Below are 16,062 nucleotides of genomic sequence, written 5' to 3' on the forward strand. Positions count from 1 at the left end.
CCTTTTTACAATCGTCGGTACACCATATACTTGTGTATTATTCATCACTCATTCTTAAGCCAAGTCCTAAAGCAGCAAGTTTTTGTTCAACTTCTTCTAAAGACTTTTTGCCTAAGTTTCTAACTTTCATCATATCATCCATAGATCTTTGTGTAAGTTCTTGAACTGTATTAATTCCAGCTCTTTTTAAGCAGTTATAGCTTCTAACAGAAAGATCCAATTCTTCTATGGTCATTTCAAGGACTTTTTCTTTTTTATCTTCTTCCTTTTCAACCATAATTTCAACATTATTAGCATGATCAGTTAGTGTCATAAATAACTTAAAGTGTTCAATAAGTATTTTAGCAGACAAACCAATAGCTTCGTCTGGTTTTATAGTTCCATTGGTCCATACTTCTAGAGATAATTTATCATAGTCAGTAATTTGACCTACTCTAGTATTTTCTACTGTAAAGTTAACTCTTTTTACTGGAGTATATATAGAATCTACAGGTATTACTGTAATACCTTGATTCTCAGACTTATTCTTAGTCTGAGATACATAACCTCTGCCTCTATCAACAGCTATCTCCATATAAAGTCTTCCATCAGCATCTAAAGTAGCTATATGTAGATCTTTATTTATTACTTCTACATCTCCATCTGTTCTTATATCTGCACCAGTTACTTCACCTTCACCTTTTGCATCTATATATATGGTTCTAGCACCTTCACCATTCATCTTCAATGCCAAGCCCTTTATATTTAAAATAAGCTCGGTAACATCTTCCTTAACTCCCTGAACAGTAGAGAATTCATGAAGAACATTTTCAATTTTAACGGAGGTTGCAGCAACTCCAGGTAATGAAGAAAGTAATATTCTTCTTAATGAATTACCTAGAGTTATACCATATCCTCTTTCTAATGGTTCTATTACAAACTTGCCATAGCTGCCATCTTCTTTAAGTTCGACACATTCTATTTTTGGCTTTTCTATTTCTAACATACTATAACCCTCCTTATTATTTGAATTAATGTTATTTTGAGGGCAACTGATTCTAATTTAATTACTTGCTATATAACTCAACTATTAGTGTTTCATTTACTGGAACATCTATATCAGCTCTTGATGGTTCAGCAACAACCTTAGCCTCAAAGTTTTCTACATTACCTTGTAACCAATTTGGAAGAGCTTTTGGATTTTCAGCGAACATCTTGAATCTTTCGCTGCTTCTGCTCTTATCAGCAACAGTTATAACATCACCAGCAGATAGTCCATATGATGGAATATCGACTTTCTTTCCATTAACTAAGAAATGTCCATGATTTACTAACTGTCTAGCTTCTCTTCTTGATGAACCATAACCTAGTCTGAATACTACGTTATCTAATCTCATTTCAAGAAGTCTTAACAAGTTTTCACCAGTCATTCCCTTCATTCTATCAGCTTTTTCAAAGTATCTTCTGAATTGACCTTCAAGTAATTCGTAGATTCTCTTAGCCTTTTGCTTTTCTCTTAATTGAACACCATAGTTTGATAACTTCTTTTTACTTTGTCCGTGTTGTCCTGGTGCATAGCCTCTTCTAGCAAATGCACACTTATCTGTATAGCATCTATCCCCTTTAAGGAATAGCTTCATTCCTTCTCTTCTGCATATTCTGCAGTGAGCTCCAGTATATCTTGCCATTAAATCTACACCTCCTGTATTATTCTATACGACTAAGAGAAAAATTAAACTCTTCTTCTCTTAGGTGGTCTGCAGCCATTATGTGGAATTGGAGTAACATCTTTAATTAAAGTTACTTCTAATCCAGCAGCTTGAAGTGATCTGATAGCAGCTTCTCTACCAGCTCCTGGTCCCTTTACATATACTTCAACACTTCTTAATCCGTGTTCCATTGCTGCCTTTGCTGCAGTTTCTGCAGCCATTTGAGCTGCGTATGGAGTGCTCTTTCTTGAGCCTCTAAATCCTAATCCACCTGCACTCGCCCATGATAAAGCGTTTCCGTTTTTATCAGTAAGTGTAACTATAGAGTTATTGAAAGTGGATTTAATATGTGCAGCGCCATGCTCAACATTTTTTCTCTCTTTTCTTCTTCTAGTCTTTTTTACTTTAGACTGAGCTGCCATTCTCTTACCTCCCTACTATTTCTTTTTCTTAGCCCCTATAGCTCTCTTTGGGCCTTTTCTTGTTCTTGCATTAGTTTTTGTTCTTTGTCCTCTTACTGGAAGACCTTTTCTATGTCTCATGCCTCTATAGCATCCTATTTCAACAAGTCTCTTAATATTAAGAGCGATATCTCTTCTAAGATCACCCTCAACTTTAAAGTTCTTGTTTACATAATCTCTAAGTGCATTAACTTCTTCTTCAGTTAGGTCTCTAACTCTTGTATCTGGATTAACTCCAGTTTCCTTTAGTATTCGCTGTGAACTTGGTAATCCAATACCATAAATATATGTCAGACCTATTTCAACTCTTTTTTCCTTTGGTAGGTCAACACCTGCTATTCTTGCCATTAAATCTTACACCTCCTAGGTATTAATCAATTGAAAGCAAATTTATTTATATATATTTTAAGTTTTAGGCCAATAGTAAATTAATATATCTTCTATCGTCAGCCGCACCTAAAACATTATTAACATCTACTAACCTTGTTTTTGTTTGTGCTTAGGATTTTCACAAATAACCATTACTCTTCCTTTTCTTTTTATAACCTTGCACTTTTCACATATTGGTTTTACTGATGGTCTAACTTTCATGGTTAACCCTCCTTATTACTTTGCTCTCCATGTTATTCTACCACGTGATAAATCATATGGAGATAACTCCACTGTGACCTTATCACCTGGAATTATTTTTATAAAATTCATTCTTAGTTTACCTGATATATGTGCCAATATTTCATGACCACTTTCAAGTTCAACTTTAAACATAGCATTTGGCAGAGCTTCTAAAACTTTACCCTGCATTTCAATAACATCATCCTTAGACATAAGGTAATCAAACCTCCTCACTAGAGTTCATATACTGTAAGAACTTTTTTACCATACTATTACTAACTCTCTTACCTGCTAAAAGCAAGTTTTTTATTTCATCTGCTGAAATATTAGTAATATTAAGATGTTTTATCTTTTTCTTTTTTGGCTTTTCAATAGTTCTTAAATCCCCATCTGAAATATAGACATAATTCTCATCAATTATACCTACGACGATAAAGTAACGACCTTCATCTCTTCCAGATTTTGATAAAGCAACATTGCCAATGTATTCAGCATTTGTCAATGTAACCACCTCATTAGATAAGAGTAAGTATTTCTGGACCATTATTTAAAATGGCTACAGTGTTTTCGTAATGTGCTGAAAGAGATCCATCCCTAGTTACAACTGTCCATCCATTTGATTGTACATCAACTCCATACTGACCAATATTTACCATAGGTTCAATAGCAAGAACCATTCCCTGCCTTAATTTCGGTCCCCTACCAGGTCTACCGAAATTAGGTACCTCTGGATCTTCATGCATATCTTTACCTATTCCATGTCCTACGAAATCACGCACAATTGAAAAGTGAAAGTTCTCAACATAAGTTTGTATTGCTGAAGATATATCAGAAAGCTTATTGCCAACTTTAGCATATTCTACTCCTTTGAAAAAGCTTTCCCTAGTTACTTCGATCAGCTTTTGAGCTTCACTAGAAACTTTACCAACAGGAATAGTTCTTGCTGCATCACCTTGGTAACCATTTAAAATAGCACCACAATCAACGCTGATTATATCTCCTTCTTGTAAAACTCTACTGCCAGGAATTCCGTGAACAACCTCGTTATTTACTGACGCACAAATAGAGGCAGGGAATCCATTATAACCTTTGAATGATGGTTTAGCATTATGTTTTAGTATGAACTCTTCTGCTATTTTATCTAACTCTGCAGTGGTTATTCCAGGCTTCACTATCTCTTCAAGTCTTGCCAGAGTTTCTCCAACAAGTTTTCCTGCATGTCTCATATATTCTATTTCTATATCATTTTTTATAATTATCATTTATTACCACTCCCTAGAATGTCACAAATATTTTTAAAAACATCGTTTATTGCTTGAGTTCCATCTACTATAGAAAGCATTTCTTTTACTTTGTAGTAATTTATCAATGGTTGAGTCTGATCATGATAAATTTGTAACCTATCTTTAACGGTTTCTTCTTTATCATCTTTTCGTTGAGTAACATCACTACCACACACATCACATTTACCTTCATAATTCGGAGGGTTAAATTTTATATGATAGCTGGCTCCACAAGAAAGACAAACTCTTCTTCCACTCATACGTTCAATAATAAAATCTTTTGGAACATCAATAAGTAAAGCAGTATCTAACTTTTCACCTTTATTTTCTAAGAACTCATCCAAAGCTTTGGCTTGAATAACTGTCCTTGGAAACCCATCGAGTAAAAATCCGATTTTGCAATCTTCTTGCATTAATCTTTCTTCAACTAAGTTAATAGTTAATTCATCAGATACAAGCTCTCCTCTGTCGATGCTTTTCTTTGCCTCAATTCCTAGTGGAGTTCTTTTAGAAATATGATTTCGAAAGATATCACCTGTCGATATATGAGGTATGGAAAATCTATTGCAAATTGACTTAGCTTGAGTTCCCTTTCCAGCTCCAGGAGGGCCTAATAAAACAATTTTCAACAGCACCATCTCCAATTTATTATTTTAAAAATCCTTGGTAATGACGCATTACTAATTGTGATTCCATTTGTCTTAATGTATCTAGAGCAACTCCTACTACAATTAATATACTAGTTCCTCCAAATTGTATTCCTTTAAACCCAGTGTAGCCTTCAAGTATTACAGGGAACACTGCTATTATGCCTGCAAATATTCCACCAATTATCGAAACTCTGCTTAATACTTTTTCTATATGTTTTGCAGTTTGCTCACCAGGTCTTATTCCAGGTATAAATCCAGAGGACTTATGCATGTTTTCTGACATTTCATCTGGTTTAAAGGTAATTTGAGTATAAAACCACGCAAAGAATAAAATTAATATAAAGAATACTAATGCGTATTCCCAGGAATTTCTTCTAAACGGACTATAGATACTACTTGTAATTGCCTTAAACACAGTTGAATTCGGCCAAAACTGAGCAATAGTTTCTGGAAATGCCATAACTGATGATGCAAATATTATAGCAATAACCCCTGAACTATTCATATTAATTGGAATATGAGTAGTTTGACCTTTAAAAGTCTTATTTCCTACTGTTTTACCAGCATATTGAACTGGTATTCTTCTTTCTGCTAAACTCATTACAACTACTGCAACTAATAGTGCTGCAACAACTGCTATAAATATTATAACCTCTACTATATTAACTGTTTCCGCGCTTTGGAGTCCCGCAATTTGATAACCTTGGAAAGGAAGTCTTGAAATAATATTAACAAATATTAACAACGATATACCATTTCCAAGCCCTTTTACCGTTATTTGATCACCTAGCCACATTAAGAAAATAGATGATGTAGTAACAGTAAGCATTATAAGGAATATACTTAATTTTGATGTATCCTTAAGAGCACCATAATTAGCTATTAGAATATAAATGGTGAAAGATTGTAATATAGCAAAACCAACAGCGGAATACCTTGTTATGTTTTGTATTTTTTTTCTACCATCTTCTCCTTCTTTAGATAGCTGTTCTAAAGCAGGAATAGCTACTGTCAATAGTTGTATAACTATTGATGCATTGATATAGGGTACTACACCCATTGCAAATATGTTAAATTTACTAAATGCTCCCCCTGATATTAAGTCATAAAAACCCATTAATGTACCAGATGTAGCAATATTCTGCAATTGATTAGTGTCAATTCCAGGAACAGGAATATGGTTTCCTATCCTGTAAATTGCTACTAAAAAAAGCGTAAATAACAGCCGTTTCCTTAGTTCGGGAGTTCTCCATGCATTACGTAGGGTTGATAACATTTATACCACCTCAACTTTTCCCCCAGCCGCTTGAATTTTTTCAGCTGCAGTTTTTGAAAATTTTGATGCTTTAACTGTCAAGCTTTTTTGCATTTCACCATTTCCTAATATTTTAACACCATCATATAATTTGCTTACTACTCTAGTTTCAAGTAATAACTCTGGTGTTACAACAGTGCCATCTTCAAATATATTCAATCTGTCTACATTTATTGTGGCATACTCTTTTGCGAATATATTAGTAAAACCTCTTTTTGGAAGTCTTCTATAAAGAGGCATTTGTCCTCCTTCAAATCCAGGTCTTACTCCGCCACCAGATCTAGCCCATTGTCCTTTTTCACCTTTACCAGCGTTTCTTCCAAGTCCAGAACCAGTACCTCTACCTATTCTCTTAGGACTTTTTTTAGAACCTTCTGCAGGTTTTAAGTCATGAAGTTTCATTCATTACACCTCCTCAACTATTAATAATTATACTTCTTTTACTTCTAAAAGATAGTTTATTTTATTTATCATACCTCTTATCTGAGGAGTATCCTCTTTTTCAACGCTCTTTCCGATTGTTTTTAATCCAAGAGCTTTAGCTGTAGCTATATGACTGTCTAGTCTTCCAATTAAACTCTTCTTTAAAGTTATTTGTAGCTTAGCCATGGTCAATCCCTCCTAACCTAGAATCTCTTCAACGGTTTTGCCTCTTAATTTAGCTATATCTTCAGCTGTTCTTAAGGAAGCCAATCCGTTTATTGTAGCATTAACCATGTTTCTTGGATTGTTTGAACCAAGAGACTTAGCTCTAACGTCCTTTAATCCTGCAAGCTCAAGTACAGCTCTAGCTGGACCTCCAGCTATAACACCAGTACCTTCAGCAGCTGGCATTATTAAAACTTTACCTTTTCCAAATTCTCCTACAATTTGGTGAGGAACAGTTGTTCCAACTATAGGACAATTAACAAGATTCTTCTTAGCATCTTCAATTCCTTTTCTTATAGCTTCAGGAATTTCTATAGACTTTCCAATTCCTACTCCAACGTGGCCATTCTCATCTCCAACTACTACAAGAGCACTGAATCTGAAGTTTCTACCACCCTTAACAACCTTAGCAACTCTATTTATAAAAACAACTTTTTCTTTAAGCTCTAGTGTGCTAGGATCTATTCTCATTGATTTCCCTCCTTTTTTAGAATTCTAGTCCTGCTTCTCTTGCGCCTTCAGCAAGTTCTTGTATTCTTCCGTGATATATATATCCGCCTCTGTCAAATACAACAGACTTTATTCCTTTTTCTATCGCCTTTTGAGCAACTAACTTTCCAACTTCCTTAGCAGCTTCTTTATTACTACCTAATCCATTAAAATCTTTATCTACAGTTGAAGCTGACACAAGTGTTATTTGAGCAACATCATCTATAATTTGAGCGTATATATTTTTTTCGCTTCTATATACTGATAATCTTGGTCTTTCTGCAGTACCAGAAACTTTTTTACGTATTCTTAAATGACGTCTTACTCTAGATTCTTGTCTATTATCCTTATTAATCATGAAGTTCACTCCTTTCTATGTTAGCCAATACTCTAAAATTAATTTATACGCATTGACCTGTTGTAAACTAATTATTTCTTACCAGTTTTACCTTCTTTACGTCTGATAACTTCATTATCATACTTAATTCCTTTGCCTTTATAAGGCTCTGGCTTTCTCCATGTTCTAATATCAGCTGCTACAGCTCCTACTAGTTCTTTATCAATTCCTTTAACTACTACTCTTGTTGGAGCAGGAGTTTCAAAATCAATACCTGCAACTGCTTCTATTTCAACAGGATGTGAATAACCAAGACTCATAACTAATTTCTTGCCTTGAAGAGTTGCTCTATAACCAACTCCAACAAGTTCAAGTGTTTTTTGATATCCTTGGCTTACACCTGTAACCATATTATTTATTAAGGCTCTAGTCAATCCATGAAGAGCTCTTTGTTCTTTTTCATCATTATTTCTTGTAACTACAACTGCATTGTCTTCAACAGCTATGTTAACTTTCTTACTCATCTCTTTTACGAGCTGACCTTTTGGTCCCTTAACAGTAACAACGTTATCTGAAGCTACTGTAACTGTTACACCATTTGGTATAGCAACTGGAAGCTTTCCTATTCTTGACATCTATTACACCTCCTCTGTTAATTACCAGATGTAGCAAATAACTTCTCCACCTAGTCCTAATTTCCTTGCTTCTCTGTCTGTTACGATTCCTTTTGATGTTGATATAACTGCAACTCCTAAACCATTAAGTACCTTTGGAATTTCTTCCTTCCTACAGTAAACTCTAAGTCCTGGTTTAGAAATTCTTCTAATTCCTGTTATAACTCTTTGCTTATTAGCACCATATCTCATAGATAATCTTAACATAGGTACGGAACCATCATTATATTCCTCTATGTTCTTAAGATATCCCTCTTGTAGCATTATATTTGCAACTGCCTTCTTTATATTTGAAGACGGTACTTCTACTATTTCATGTCTAACCACATTAGCATTTCTTATACGGGTTAGTAAATCTGCAATAGGATCTGTCATTGCCATTGATTTGTGCCTCCTTTCATTCAATAGGTAATATTACCAACTTGCTTTTCTGCATCCAGGTATTTCGCCTTTGTAAGCAAGTTCTCTAAAACAAATACGGCATATACCAAATTTTCTAAGTACTGCATGTGGTCTTCCACATATTCTGCATCTTGTATAAGCTCTAGTTGAAAACTTTGGTTCTTTGTTCCACTTTTCTATTAATGCCTTACGTGCCACGTTTTTCCCTCCTTAATTACTGAGCAAATGGCATACCAAGGAATCTTAATAGTTCTCTTGCTTCCTCGTCTGTCTTTGCAGTAGTAACGAATATTATATCCATACCTCTAACTTTATCAATTTTATCATATTCAACTTCTGGGAAAATTAACTGCTCTTTTATTCCTAAGGAGTAGTTACCTCTTCCATCGAATGACTTATCTGATATTCCTCTGAAGTCTCTAACTCTTGGTAGTGCAACATTCATTAGCTTATCAGCAAATTCAAACATTCTGCTCTTTCTAAGAGTAACTTTGCAGCCTATTGGCATATTTTGCCTTATTTTGAAGTTAGCTATTGACTTCTTAGCTCTTGTTACAATAGCCTTTTGTCCTGTGATAAGTTGTAAATCCGCTACAGCTGATTCTAAAACTTTAGGATTGTCTTTAGCTTCACCAACACCCATGTTTACAACAACTTTATCGAGTTTTGGAACTTCCATTATATTTTTGTATCCAAACTTTTCCATTAAAGCTGGAACAACTTCTTTTTCATATTTTTCTTGTAGTCTTGGAACCATTAGTTAAACCTCCTTTCAAACGTTAAAATGTTTCTCCGCACTTCTTGCATACTCTAACTTTAGTTCCGTCATCAAGTATCTTATGGCTTATTCTTGTTACACTTTTGCAATTATTGCAGTATAACATAACTTTAGAACTAAATATAGCTGCTTCTTTTTTAACTATTCCACCTTGCATATTTGCTTTATTTGGTTTAGTGTGTCTGCTTACAACATTGATACCCTTAACAACGACTTTACCAGTCTTAGGCATAACAGCTAAAACTTCACCAATTTTACCCTTATCCTTACCTGATATAACCATAACTGTATCTTTTTTTCTAACATGCACTTTAATATTTTCCATCATAGCCACCTCCCTGTCTTATAGAACTTCTGGTGCTAATGATAATATTTTATTGTATTCCTTATCTCTTAGCTCCCTAGCCACTGGTCCAAAGATACGAGTTCCCTTAGGCTGTTTATCATCCTTAATTACAACTGCTGCATTCTCGTCAAACTTTATATATGATCCATCAGCTCTTCTTAGTCCTTTTACAGATCTAACAATAACTGCCTTAACAACATCACCTTTTTTAACAACTCCGCCTGGTGTTGCACTTTTAACGCTAGCAACTATTACATCACCAATGTTTCCATACTTTCTCTTGGAACCACCTAAAACTCTGATACACATAATTTCCTTAGCACCGGTGTTATCAGCTACTTTTAGCATTGTTTGTTGCTGTATCATGTAAAAAACCTCCTTTCAGTATAAAAGCTTATTTAGCTTTCTCAACTATTTCAACAAGTCTCCATCTCTTATCCTTAGACAATGGTCTTGTTTCCATTATTAAAACTCTATCATTCATTTTTGCTTCATTATTTTCATCATGAGCCTTAAACTTTGTAGTTCTGTTAATTGTTTTCCCATACAATGGATGACGAACTTTTGTTTCTACAGCAACAACTATTGTCTTATCCATTTTATCAGATACAACTTTACCTATTCTTGTTTTTCTATTTGTTCTTTCCACTTGGACGCTCCTCCTTCCGGCATTACTACTTTACTGCCCTTAACTCAGCTTCCCTAAGGATGGTCTTAATTTGGGCTATAGATTTCTTTACTTCTCTAATTCTCATTGGATTTTCAAGTTGACCAGTAGCTAACTGGAATCTTAAGTTGAATAATTCACCTTTTAAGCTATTTAATTTATCTGTTAAATCTTGAGGAGTACCTTCTCTTAAATCTCTTAAATCATTAGCCTTCATTAATCTCACCACCCATTTCCTCAAAATCTCTTCTTGTAACAAACTTAGTTGCTACTGGAAGTTTGTGTGATGCTAGTCTCATTGCTTCTCTAGCAACCTCTTCAGGAACTCCTGACAACTCAAATAACACTCTGCCTGGCTTAACAACTGCTACCCAGAATTCTGGTGAACCTTTACCGGAACCCATACGTGTTTCAGCTGGCTTTTCAGTTACTGGTTTATCTGGGAAAATCTTTATCCAAAGTTTTCCTCCTCTTTTTACGTGTCTATTTATCGCAATTCTCGCTGATTCTATTTGATTACTTTTAATCCATCCTGGTTCAGTAGCTTGAATAGCGTAATCTCCATAAGCAATAAAATTACCTCTTGTAGCTTTACCTCTCATGTTGCCACGTTGAACCTTACGATGTTTAACTCTTTTAGGCATTAACATAGCGAAATCCTCCTTCCTTATGCGTTTACTTCTTCCTTCTTAACTTTCTTCACTGGAAGAACTTCTCCTTTATAAACCCAAACCTTAACTCCGATTTTTCCATAAGTAGTATCTGCTTCAGCAAATCCATAATCTATATCAGCTCTTAATGTTTGTAGTGGAATTGTTCCTTCATGGTATCTTTCAGATCTTGCTATTTCAGCACCACCAAGTCTTCCAGAACATTCAGTTTTTACTCCTTTAACGCCTTGCTTCATAGCTCTTTGAATAGTTTGTTTCATAGCTCTTCTAAAAGCTATTCTTTTTTCTAATTGTTGAGCTATATTTTCAGCCATTAACTGAGCATTAGTTTCTGAACTTTTAACTTCTACGATATTGATAAGTACGGTCTTATCTCCAACCATCTTAACGATATCTTTTTTAAGTGCTTCTATTCCTGATCCACCTTTTCCAATTACTATACCAGGTTTTGCAGTAAATATATTTAATTTAATTCTTTTTGCGGCTCTTTCTATTTCAATTTTTGAAATACCAGCTTGATATAATCTTCTTTTAACAAATTCTCTTACTTTATTATCTTCTATAAGATTATCAGCAAAATTTCTGTTATCTGCAAACCACTTTGCATCCCAATCCTTGATTACACCAACTCTTAAGCCGTGTGGATGTACTTTTTGTCCCACTATATATCCCTCCTTCTTAAGCTCTTTCCTTAACTACTAGAGTAATATGACTTGTTCTCTTCTTTATACTAAATGCTCTACCTTGAGCATGTGGTCTAAATCTCTTTAATGTTGGACCTTGACCTACGTGTGCCTCAGCAACGTATAATCTGCTTGCATCCAAATTTAAATTGTTTTCTGCATTTGCAACAGCTGACTTTAATAGTTTATTAACTACTACAGCTGCATCCTTTGGGGTATATTGTAATACAGCAAAAGCTTCATTAACGTTTTTATTTCTTATTAAATCAAGAACTATTCCAACTTTCATTGGAGACATTCTTATATATCTTGCTATAGCTTTAGCTTCCATTGTTAGCTACCTCCTTCCCAAAACTTATCTTAAACCTGACTTCTTTTCTGTTCTGTCCACATGACCTCTGTAAGTTCTAGTTAAAACAAACTCTCCAAGCTTATGTCCTACCATATCTTCTGATATGTAAACAGGAACGTGCTTTCTTCCATCATGTACTGCTATAGTATGACCTATCATTTGTGGAAATATAGTTGAACTTCTAGACCAAGTCTTTATAACTTTTTTGTCTCCTGCCTTGTTCATTTCGTTTATTTTCTTTAATAAACCCTCGTGAACGAAAGGTCCTTTTTTAACTGATCTGCTCACGGATTTTGCCTCCCTTCATACTACCTAATTATTTGTAACAATAAATTAGGAAGAGAATCAAAATTCTCTCCTAACTATTTGCTATTTCTTTTCTTTATTATTAATCTATCAGAGTATTTCTTATGCTTTCTTGTCTTATATCCAAGTGCTGGCTTACCCCATGGAGTAAGTGGTCCTGGATGACCTATTGGAGATTTACCTTCTCCACCACCGTGTGGGTGATCTACAGGGTTCATTACAGAACCTCTTACAGTTGGTCTCCAACCCATATGTCTCTTTCTACCTGCATTACCTAAATTAACAATTTCATGAGTTAAGTTTGAAACTGTTCCTATTGTAGCTCTGCATTCAAGTCTAACATATCTCATTTCACCACTTGGAAGTCTTAAAGTAGCATAGTCTCCTTCTTTAGCCATAAGCTGAGCCGATGCACCTGCACTTCTTACAAGTTGAGCACCTTTTCCTGCAGTCAATTCAATATTATGAATCACTGTACCAACAGGGATATTTCTAAGTGGTAATGTATTACCAACCTTTATATCTACTTCTGAACCAGATAATACTACATCTCCAACTTTTAATCCAACTGGAGCTATAATGTATCTCTTTTCTCCATCTGCATAAACTACTAAAGCAATGTATGCAGATCTATTTGGATCATATTCAACAGTAGAAACTTTTGCTGGAATACCATCCTTATTTCTCTTAAAATCTATTAATCTATAGTTTTGTTTTGCACCACCACCGTGATGTCTAACAGTTATTTTTCCTTGATTATTTCTACCAGCCTTCTTCTTTAATGACACCAAAAGAGATTTCTCTGGTTGATCTGTTGTTATCTCTTCAAATGTTGGCATTGTCATTTGTCTCCTGGAAGGTGTGGTAGGATTAAACTTCTTAACTGCCATTCGTAATTCCCTCCTTCTTTTAGCTTTTCTGGCTTTCAGCCAATACCTGCTTTATTGTATTACATTCCTTCAAAGAATTCTATTGTCTTACTGTCAGCAGTAAGTTTTACAATAGCTTTTTTATAATCAGGTCTCTTACCGAAGTGAACTCCAACTCTCTTATTTTTACCTAAGATATTCATTATCTTCACTTCATCAACAGTAACTCCAAAAACATCTTCTACAGCCTTTTTAACCATAGTCTTATTAGCATGCACATCAACTATAAAGGTGTATTTTTTATCTGTCATTGAAGCCATACTCTTTTCAGTTATAACAGGTCTTCTTATTATATCATAGTTAGTTAGCTTCATTATGCATACACCTCCTCAATTTTTGATACAGCTTCCTTAGTTACTATTAATTTTTCATACTTTAATATATCATAAACATTTAAGTTGTTAACAGGTAATACCGCAACACCTTCTATGTTTCTTGCTGACTTATATACATTTTCATTAGTTTCAGCAGTAACTATTAAAGTTTTTTTAGCTTCAAACGCATTTAACATTGAAACTACTTCTTTAGTTTTTGGAGCAGCTATTTCTAAACTCTCTAAAACAACTATGTTATTGTCTACAACCTTTGAAGATAATGCAGCTTTTAAACCAACTCTTTTCATCTTCTTAGGAATTGCCATACTATAATCTCTTGGCTTTGGTGCAAATACTATACCACCATGAATCCATTGTGGTGATCTAGTTGAACCCTGTCTTGCTCTACCAGTTCCTTTTTGTCTCCAAGGCTTAATTCCACCTCCAGAAACTTCAGCTCTAGTTTTAGCTGACTGAGTTCCTTGTCTCTTATTAGCAAGCTGTGCTACAACAACTTGATGCAGTACATCAGCATTTATTGGAGCTCCAAATACACTTTCAGATAATTGAATTTCTCCAACCTTTTGTCCTTCTTTATTAAATAATCCTACTGTAGGCATTCTGTATCCTCCTTTCTACCAAAACTTAAGCTTTAACGCTGTTTCTTATTACAACTAAACCCTTGTTTGGTCCTGGTATTCCACCCTTAATTAGAATAAGATTCTTCTCAGGCATTACCTTTGCAACCTTTAGGTTTAATACTGTGGTGTTTACATTTCCCATGTGTCCTGGCATTTTCTTATTTTTGAAAGTTCTTGATGGATCTGACGAACCACCCATTGAACCAACTGCTCTATGGAACTTGGATCCGTGTGTTTCTGGTCCTCTATGGAAGTTCCATCTCTTTATAACACCAGCAAATCCTTTTCCTTTAGAAATTCCAGAAACGTCTATGCTTTCACCTGCAGCAAATACATCAGCCTTAATTTCTTGACCAACTTGATATTCGCTAGCATTTTCTAATCTTAATTCTTTCATATATCTCTTTAGAGATACACCTGCTTTAGCAAAGTGACCCTTAACAGGTTTGTTTCTCAAGCTTTCTCTTATATCTCCGAATCCAACTTGAATAGCATCATATCCGTCTTTTTCAATAGTTTTCTTTTGAATTACTACGCATGGGCCTGCTTCAACAACTGTTACAGGAATAACTTTTCCATTTTCATCAAATATTTGAGTCATACCAAGTTTCTTACCTAGTATAGCTTTTTTCATTTCCTTGCACCTCCAAACATATTAGCGGACTGCTTTGCAATCATAATAGTTCATTTTTATATCGCACATCAATATGTACGTTTATAGTTTTATTTCGATATCAACGCCTGCTGGCAAATCTAATCTCATTAGAGCATCAACAGTCTTTGGTGATGGACTGATTATGTCTATTAATCTCTTATGAGTTCTGATTTCAAATTGTTCTCTAGAATCTTTATACTTGTGTGGAGCTCTTAATATAGTAATAACATCTTTTTCTGTTGGTAGTGGAACTGGTCCTACCACCTTAGCCCCTGTTGTTTTAGCAGTTTCCACAATTTTTTCAGCGGATTGATCAAGTATATTGTGATCAAAAGCCTTAAGTCTGATTCTAATTTTTTGTTTTGCCATTTTGATTTCCCTCCTTTTCATCGCACGCTTTACTTCCTACGTACAACAGCGGGTATTCTGTAAACTGTTCCTGGTGTTGCATACATTAAGACGCAACATAGTTATCACAAAACCCCGTCGCTCAGTTCATGACTAAGCCTACTCAGCAAAGAATTTCCCGGAAGTCGGCTACCTCTTGCTTCATCGCTGTTACATCGCAACTTCTTTATTATACACTAACTTTATTAATATGACAAGTATTTTTTTATTTATGTTCTATTGGCCTATTTTCTTCCTATATATTGTATTATATTAATTATGGATATTTAATCCTGGGATGTATTTCTACAAATAAAAAGAATTCTTTATTAGTACAAATAAAGAATTCTTTTTATTGGTGCAGATGAAGGGAGTCGAACCCCCACGCCGTTGGCGCTAGATCCTAAGTCTAGTGCGTCTGCCAATTCCGCCACATCTGCATATAATGGTGACTCATAGGGGAATCGAACCCCTGTTACCACCGTGAAAGGGTGGTGTCTTGACCGCTTGACCAATGAGCCATAATCTAGCAACTCTCTACTCTTCCACTCAGTCTCCCGAGCAGTACCATCGACATCTCAAAGCTTAACCTTCGTGTTCGGAATGGGAACGGGTGTAACCTTTGCATCATCGCCACTAGATATTAAAGAATAATTATATTATTCTTTCAAAATTGCACAGATTAAATTATTTGGTCAAGCCCTCGACCTATTAGTATCAGTCAGCTAAACATGTTACCATGCTTACACCTCTGACCTATCAACCTTGTGTTCT

The 16,062-nt window shown here is 34.9% G+C and carries 31 protein-coding genes, 2 tRNA genes and 1 rRNA gene; all 34 read right to left on the reverse strand.

Annotated elements, in window-relative coordinates; translation table 11 throughout:
* Positions 1 to 37: 37 nt before the first annotated feature.
* Positions 38 to 985, reverse strand: a complete 948-nt coding sequence (locus JK636_RS10075) for a DNA-directed RNA polymerase subunit alpha (RefSeq protein ID WP_202748692.1) — start codon at positions 983 to 985, stop codon at positions 38 to 40.
* Between the two features lie 61 nt (positions 986 to 1,046).
* Positions 1,047 to 1,667, reverse strand: coding sequence for a 30S ribosomal protein S4 (gene rpsD / locus JK636_RS10080; RefSeq protein ID WP_202748693.1), 621 nt, complete (start codon positions 1,665 to 1,667; stop codon positions 1,047 to 1,049).
* A gap of 44 nt (positions 1,668 to 1,711) precedes the next feature.
* A complete protein-coding gene (rpsK, locus tag JK636_RS10085; protein ID WP_021657080.1) occupies positions 1,712 to 2,110 on the reverse strand; it encodes a 30S ribosomal protein S11 in 399 nt (132 codons plus the stop codon).
* A 15-nt stretch (positions 2,111 to 2,125) separates the two neighbouring features.
* Positions 2,126 to 2,497, reverse strand: a complete 372-nt coding sequence (rpsM, locus tag JK636_RS10090) for a 30S ribosomal protein S13 (RefSeq protein ID WP_202748694.1) — start codon at positions 2,495 to 2,497, stop codon at positions 2,126 to 2,128.
* A gap of 129 nt (positions 2,498 to 2,626) precedes the next feature.
* On the reverse strand, positions 2,627 to 2,740 hold the full coding sequence (gene rpmJ, locus JK636_RS10095) for a 50S ribosomal protein L36 (protein ID WP_003373491.1): 114 nt from the start codon (positions 2,738 to 2,740) through the stop codon (positions 2,627 to 2,629).
* 15 nt (positions 2,741 to 2,755) lie between these two features.
* Positions 2,756 to 2,974 carry a translation initiation factor IF-1 gene (gene infA / locus JK636_RS10100; protein ID WP_202748695.1) on the reverse strand — a complete coding sequence of 73 codons (219 nt, stop codon included), beginning with the start codon at positions 2,972 to 2,974 and terminating at the stop codon, positions 2,756 to 2,758.
* Positions 2,975 to 2,981: 7 nt separating this feature from the next.
* Entirely contained in the window at positions 2,982 to 3,263 is a 282-nt protein-coding gene (locus JK636_RS10105) for a KOW domain-containing RNA-binding protein (RefSeq protein WP_243428147.1), read from the reverse strand.
* 13 nt (positions 3,264 to 3,276) lie between these two features.
* Positions 3,277 to 4,023 (reverse strand): type I methionyl aminopeptidase, encoded by a 747-nt coding sequence (gene map, locus JK636_RS10110; RefSeq protein ID WP_202748697.1) that lies wholly within the window; start codon positions 4,021 to 4,023, stop codon positions 3,277 to 3,279.
* Positions 4,020 to 4,673 carry an adenylate kinase gene (locus JK636_RS10115; RefSeq protein WP_202748698.1) on the reverse strand — a complete coding sequence of 218 codons (654 nt, stop codon included), beginning with the start codon at positions 4,671 to 4,673 and terminating at the stop codon, positions 4,020 to 4,022. The genes map and JK636_RS10115 overlap by 4 nt, the downstream gene beginning before the upstream one ends.
* Before the next feature lie 19 nt (positions 4,674 to 4,692).
* On the reverse strand, positions 4,693 to 5,970 hold the full coding sequence (gene secY / locus JK636_RS10120; RefSeq protein WP_202748699.1) for a preprotein translocase subunit SecY: 1,278 nt from the start codon (positions 5,968 to 5,970) through the stop codon (positions 4,693 to 4,695).
* Positions 5,971 to 6,411 (reverse strand): 50S ribosomal protein L15, encoded by a 441-nt coding sequence (gene rplO, locus JK636_RS10125; RefSeq protein ID WP_202748700.1) that lies wholly within the window; start codon positions 6,409 to 6,411, stop codon positions 5,971 to 5,973.
* 27 nt (positions 6,412 to 6,438) lie between these two features.
* The gene (rpmD, locus tag JK636_RS10130; RefSeq protein ID WP_021657088.1) at positions 6,439 to 6,618 is read right to left on the reverse strand and encodes a 50S ribosomal protein L30; all 180 of its coding nucleotides are present in this window, start codon (positions 6,616 to 6,618) and stop codon (positions 6,439 to 6,441) included.
* A 12-nt stretch (positions 6,619 to 6,630) separates the two neighbouring features.
* A complete protein-coding gene (rpsE, locus tag JK636_RS10135; protein ID WP_202748701.1) occupies positions 6,631 to 7,128 on the reverse strand; it encodes a 30S ribosomal protein S5 in 498 nt (165 codons plus the stop codon).
* A gap of 16 nt (positions 7,129 to 7,144) precedes the next feature.
* Positions 7,145 to 7,504 (reverse strand): 50S ribosomal protein L18, encoded by a 360-nt coding sequence (gene rplR, locus JK636_RS10140; protein ID WP_202748702.1) that lies wholly within the window; start codon positions 7,502 to 7,504, stop codon positions 7,145 to 7,147.
* Positions 7,505 to 7,575: 71 nt separating this feature from the next.
* The gene (gene rplF, locus JK636_RS10145) at positions 7,576 to 8,118 is read right to left on the reverse strand and encodes a 50S ribosomal protein L6 (RefSeq protein ID WP_202748703.1); all 543 of its coding nucleotides are present in this window, start codon (positions 8,116 to 8,118) and stop codon (positions 7,576 to 7,578) included.
* A 21-nt stretch (positions 8,119 to 8,139) separates the two neighbouring features.
* Complete coding sequence (rpsH, locus tag JK636_RS10150) at positions 8,140 to 8,538, reverse strand: 30S ribosomal protein S8 (RefSeq protein WP_021657092.1); 399 nt, start codon at positions 8,536 to 8,538, stop codon at positions 8,140 to 8,142.
* 33 nt (positions 8,539 to 8,571) lie between these two features.
* Positions 8,572 to 8,757 (reverse strand): type Z 30S ribosomal protein S14, encoded by a 186-nt coding sequence (locus JK636_RS10155; protein ID WP_021657093.1) that lies wholly within the window; start codon positions 8,755 to 8,757, stop codon positions 8,572 to 8,574.
* A gap of 16 nt (positions 8,758 to 8,773) precedes the next feature.
* Positions 8,774 to 9,316 (reverse strand): 50S ribosomal protein L5, encoded by a 543-nt coding sequence (rplE, locus tag JK636_RS10160; RefSeq protein WP_021657094.1) that lies wholly within the window; start codon positions 9,314 to 9,316, stop codon positions 8,774 to 8,776.
* 22 nt (positions 9,317 to 9,338) lie between these two features.
* Positions 9,339 to 9,662, reverse strand: coding sequence for a 50S ribosomal protein L24 (rplX, locus tag JK636_RS10165; RefSeq protein ID WP_202748704.1), 324 nt, complete (start codon positions 9,660 to 9,662; stop codon positions 9,339 to 9,341).
* Between the two features lie 18 nt (positions 9,663 to 9,680).
* On the reverse strand, positions 9,681 to 10,049 hold the full coding sequence (gene rplN / locus JK636_RS10170; protein WP_202748705.1) for a 50S ribosomal protein L14: 369 nt from the start codon (positions 10,047 to 10,049) through the stop codon (positions 9,681 to 9,683).
* Between the two features lie 28 nt (positions 10,050 to 10,077).
* Positions 10,078 to 10,332, reverse strand: a complete 255-nt coding sequence (rpsQ, locus tag JK636_RS10175; protein ID WP_202748706.1) for a 30S ribosomal protein S17 — start codon at positions 10,330 to 10,332, stop codon at positions 10,078 to 10,080.
* A gap of 25 nt (positions 10,333 to 10,357) precedes the next feature.
* A complete protein-coding gene (gene rpmC, locus JK636_RS10180; RefSeq protein ID WP_202748707.1) occupies positions 10,358 to 10,567 on the reverse strand; it encodes a 50S ribosomal protein L29 in 210 nt (69 codons plus the stop codon).
* Positions 10,557 to 11,000 (reverse strand): 50S ribosomal protein L16, encoded by a 444-nt coding sequence (rplP, locus tag JK636_RS10185; RefSeq protein ID WP_202748708.1) that lies wholly within the window; start codon positions 10,998 to 11,000, stop codon positions 10,557 to 10,559. Before rplP ends, rpmC begins: the two co-directional genes overlap by 11 nt.
* Before the next feature lie 17 nt (positions 11,001 to 11,017).
* Positions 11,018 to 11,683, reverse strand: a complete 666-nt coding sequence (gene rpsC / locus JK636_RS10190; protein ID WP_202748709.1) for a 30S ribosomal protein S3 — start codon at positions 11,681 to 11,683, stop codon at positions 11,018 to 11,020.
* A gap of 16 nt (positions 11,684 to 11,699) precedes the next feature.
* Positions 11,700 to 12,035 (reverse strand): 50S ribosomal protein L22, encoded by a 336-nt coding sequence (gene rplV, locus JK636_RS10195; protein ID WP_021657101.1) that lies wholly within the window; start codon positions 12,033 to 12,035, stop codon positions 11,700 to 11,702.
* Positions 12,036 to 12,059: 24 nt separating this feature from the next.
* Positions 12,060 to 12,344, reverse strand: a complete 285-nt coding sequence (gene rpsS / locus JK636_RS10200; RefSeq protein WP_202748710.1) for a 30S ribosomal protein S19 — start codon at positions 12,342 to 12,344, stop codon at positions 12,060 to 12,062.
* Positions 12,345 to 12,418: 74 nt separating this feature from the next.
* Complete coding sequence (gene rplB / locus JK636_RS10205) at positions 12,419 to 13,252, reverse strand: 50S ribosomal protein L2 (protein ID WP_202748711.1); 834 nt, start codon at positions 13,250 to 13,252, stop codon at positions 12,419 to 12,421.
* 59 nt (positions 13,253 to 13,311) lie between these two features.
* Positions 13,312 to 13,605 (reverse strand): 50S ribosomal protein L23, encoded by a 294-nt coding sequence (gene rplW / locus JK636_RS10210; protein ID WP_202748712.1) that lies wholly within the window; start codon positions 13,603 to 13,605, stop codon positions 13,312 to 13,314.
* Positions 13,605 to 14,225, reverse strand: a complete 621-nt coding sequence (gene rplD, locus JK636_RS10215; protein WP_202748713.1) for a 50S ribosomal protein L4 — start codon at positions 14,223 to 14,225, stop codon at positions 13,605 to 13,607. The genes rplW and rplD overlap by 1 nt, the downstream gene beginning before the upstream one ends.
* A 25-nt stretch (positions 14,226 to 14,250) precedes the next feature.
* Positions 14,251 to 14,880, reverse strand: coding sequence for a 50S ribosomal protein L3 (gene rplC / locus JK636_RS10220; RefSeq protein WP_202748714.1), 630 nt, complete (start codon positions 14,878 to 14,880; stop codon positions 14,251 to 14,253).
* An 81-nt stretch (positions 14,881 to 14,961) separates the two neighbouring features.
* Positions 14,962 to 15,270, reverse strand: a complete 309-nt coding sequence (rpsJ, locus tag JK636_RS10225) for a 30S ribosomal protein S10 (protein ID WP_034572251.1) — start codon at positions 15,268 to 15,270, stop codon at positions 14,962 to 14,964.
* Positions 15,271 to 15,644: 374 nt separating this feature from the next.
* Positions 15,645 to 15,728, reverse strand: a tRNA-Leu gene (locus JK636_RS10230).
* A 6-nt stretch (positions 15,729 to 15,734) separates the two neighbouring features.
* Positions 15,735 to 15,809, reverse strand: a tRNA-Glu gene (locus JK636_RS10235).
* Positions 15,810 to 15,812: 3 nt separating this feature from the next.
* Positions 15,813 to 15,929 (reverse strand): 5S ribosomal RNA (gene rrf / locus JK636_RS10240).
* Between the last annotated feature and the right edge of the window lie 133 nt (positions 15,930 to 16,062).

Source organism: Clostridium rhizosphaerae (genome assembly GCF_016765585.1).
In the GTDB taxonomy this organism is placed as follows: Bacteria; Bacillota; Clostridia; order Clostridiales; family Clostridiaceae; genus Clostridium_AT; species Clostridium_AT rhizosphaerae.

What these genes read in the sequence shown, in the direction of transcription:
- JK636_RS10075 (WP_202748692.1), bottom strand. Translation starts at nt 985, where the DNA reads ATGTTAGAAATAGAAAAGCCAAAAATAGAATGTGTCGAACTTAAAGAA.
- rpsD (WP_202748693.1), bottom strand. Translation starts at nt 1,667, where the DNA reads ATGGCAAGATATACTGGAGCTCACTGCAGAATATGCAGAAGAGAAGGA.
- rpsK (WP_021657080.1), bottom strand. Translation starts at nt 2,110, where the DNA reads ATGGCAGCTCAGTCTAAAGTAAAAAAGACTAGAAGAAGAAAAGAGAGA.
- rpsM (WP_202748694.1), bottom strand. Translation starts at nt 2,497, where the DNA reads ATGGCAAGAATAGCAGGTGTTGACCTACCAAAGGAAAAAAGAGTTGAA.
- rpmJ (WP_003373491.1), bottom strand. Translation starts at nt 2,740, where the DNA reads ATGAAAGTTAGACCATCAGTAAAACCAATATGTGAAAAGTGCAAGGTT.
- infA (WP_202748695.1), bottom strand. Translation starts at nt 2,974, where the DNA reads ATGTCTAAGGATGATGTTATTGAAATGCAGGGTAAAGTTTTAGAAGCT.
- map (WP_202748697.1), bottom strand. Translation starts at nt 4,023, where the DNA reads ATGATAATTATAAAAAATGATATAGAAATAGAATATATGAGACATGCA.
- secY (WP_202748699.1), bottom strand. Translation starts at nt 5,970, where the DNA reads ATGTTATCAACCCTACGTAATGCATGGAGAACTCCCGAACTAAGGAAA.
- rplO (WP_202748700.1), bottom strand. Translation starts at nt 6,411, where the DNA reads ATGAAACTTCATGACTTAAAACCTGCAGAAGGTTCTAAAAAAAGTCCT.
- rpmD (WP_021657088.1), bottom strand. Translation starts at nt 6,618, where the DNA reads ATGGCTAAGCTACAAATAACTTTAAAGAAGAGTTTAATTGGAAGACTA.
- rpsE (WP_202748701.1), bottom strand. Translation starts at nt 7,128, where the DNA reads ATGAGAATAGATCCTAGCACACTAGAGCTTAAAGAAAAAGTTGTTTTT.
- rplR (WP_202748702.1), bottom strand. Translation starts at nt 7,504, where the DNA reads ATGATTAATAAGGATAATAGACAAGAATCTAGAGTAAGACGTCATTTA.
- rplF (WP_202748703.1), bottom strand. Translation starts at nt 8,118, where the DNA reads ATGTCAAGAATAGGAAAGCTTCCAGTTGCTATACCAAATGGTGTAACA.
- rpsH (WP_021657092.1), bottom strand. Translation starts at nt 8,538, where the DNA reads ATGGCAATGACAGATCCTATTGCAGATTTACTAACCCGTATAAGAAAT.
- rplE (WP_021657094.1), bottom strand. Translation starts at nt 9,316, where the DNA reads ATGGTTCCAAGACTACAAGAAAAATATGAAAAAGAAGTTGTTCCAGCT.
- rplX (WP_202748704.1), bottom strand. Translation starts at nt 9,662, where the DNA reads ATGGAAAATATTAAAGTGCATGTTAGAAAAAAAGATACAGTTATGGTT.
- rplN (WP_202748705.1), bottom strand. Translation starts at nt 10,049, where the DNA reads ATGATACAGCAACAAACAATGCTAAAAGTAGCTGATAACACCGGTGCT.
- rpmC (WP_202748707.1), bottom strand. Translation starts at nt 10,567, where the DNA reads ATGAAGGCTAATGATTTAAGAGATTTAAGAGAAGGTACTCCTCAAGAT.
- rplP (WP_202748708.1), bottom strand. Translation starts at nt 11,000, where the DNA reads ATGTTAATGCCTAAAAGAGTTAAACATCGTAAGGTTCAACGTGGCAAC.
- rplV (WP_021657101.1), bottom strand. Translation starts at nt 12,035, where the DNA reads ATGGAAGCTAAAGCTATAGCAAGATATATAAGAATGTCTCCAATGAAA.
- rplB (WP_202748711.1), bottom strand. Translation starts at nt 13,252, where the DNA reads ATGGCAGTTAAGAAGTTTAATCCTACCACACCTTCCAGGAGACAAATG.
- rplW (WP_202748712.1), bottom strand. Translation starts at nt 13,605, where the DNA reads ATGAAGCTAACTAACTATGATATAATAAGAAGACCTGTTATAACTGAA.
- rplD (WP_202748713.1), bottom strand. Translation starts at nt 14,225, where the DNA reads ATGCCTACAGTAGGATTATTTAATAAAGAAGGACAAAAGGTTGGAGAA.
- rplC (WP_202748714.1), bottom strand. Translation starts at nt 14,880, where the DNA reads ATGAAAAAAGCTATACTAGGTAAGAAACTTGGTATGACTCAAATATTT.
- rpsJ (WP_034572251.1), bottom strand. Translation starts at nt 15,270, where the DNA reads ATGGCAAAACAAAAAATTAGAATCAGACTTAAGGCTTTTGATCACAAT.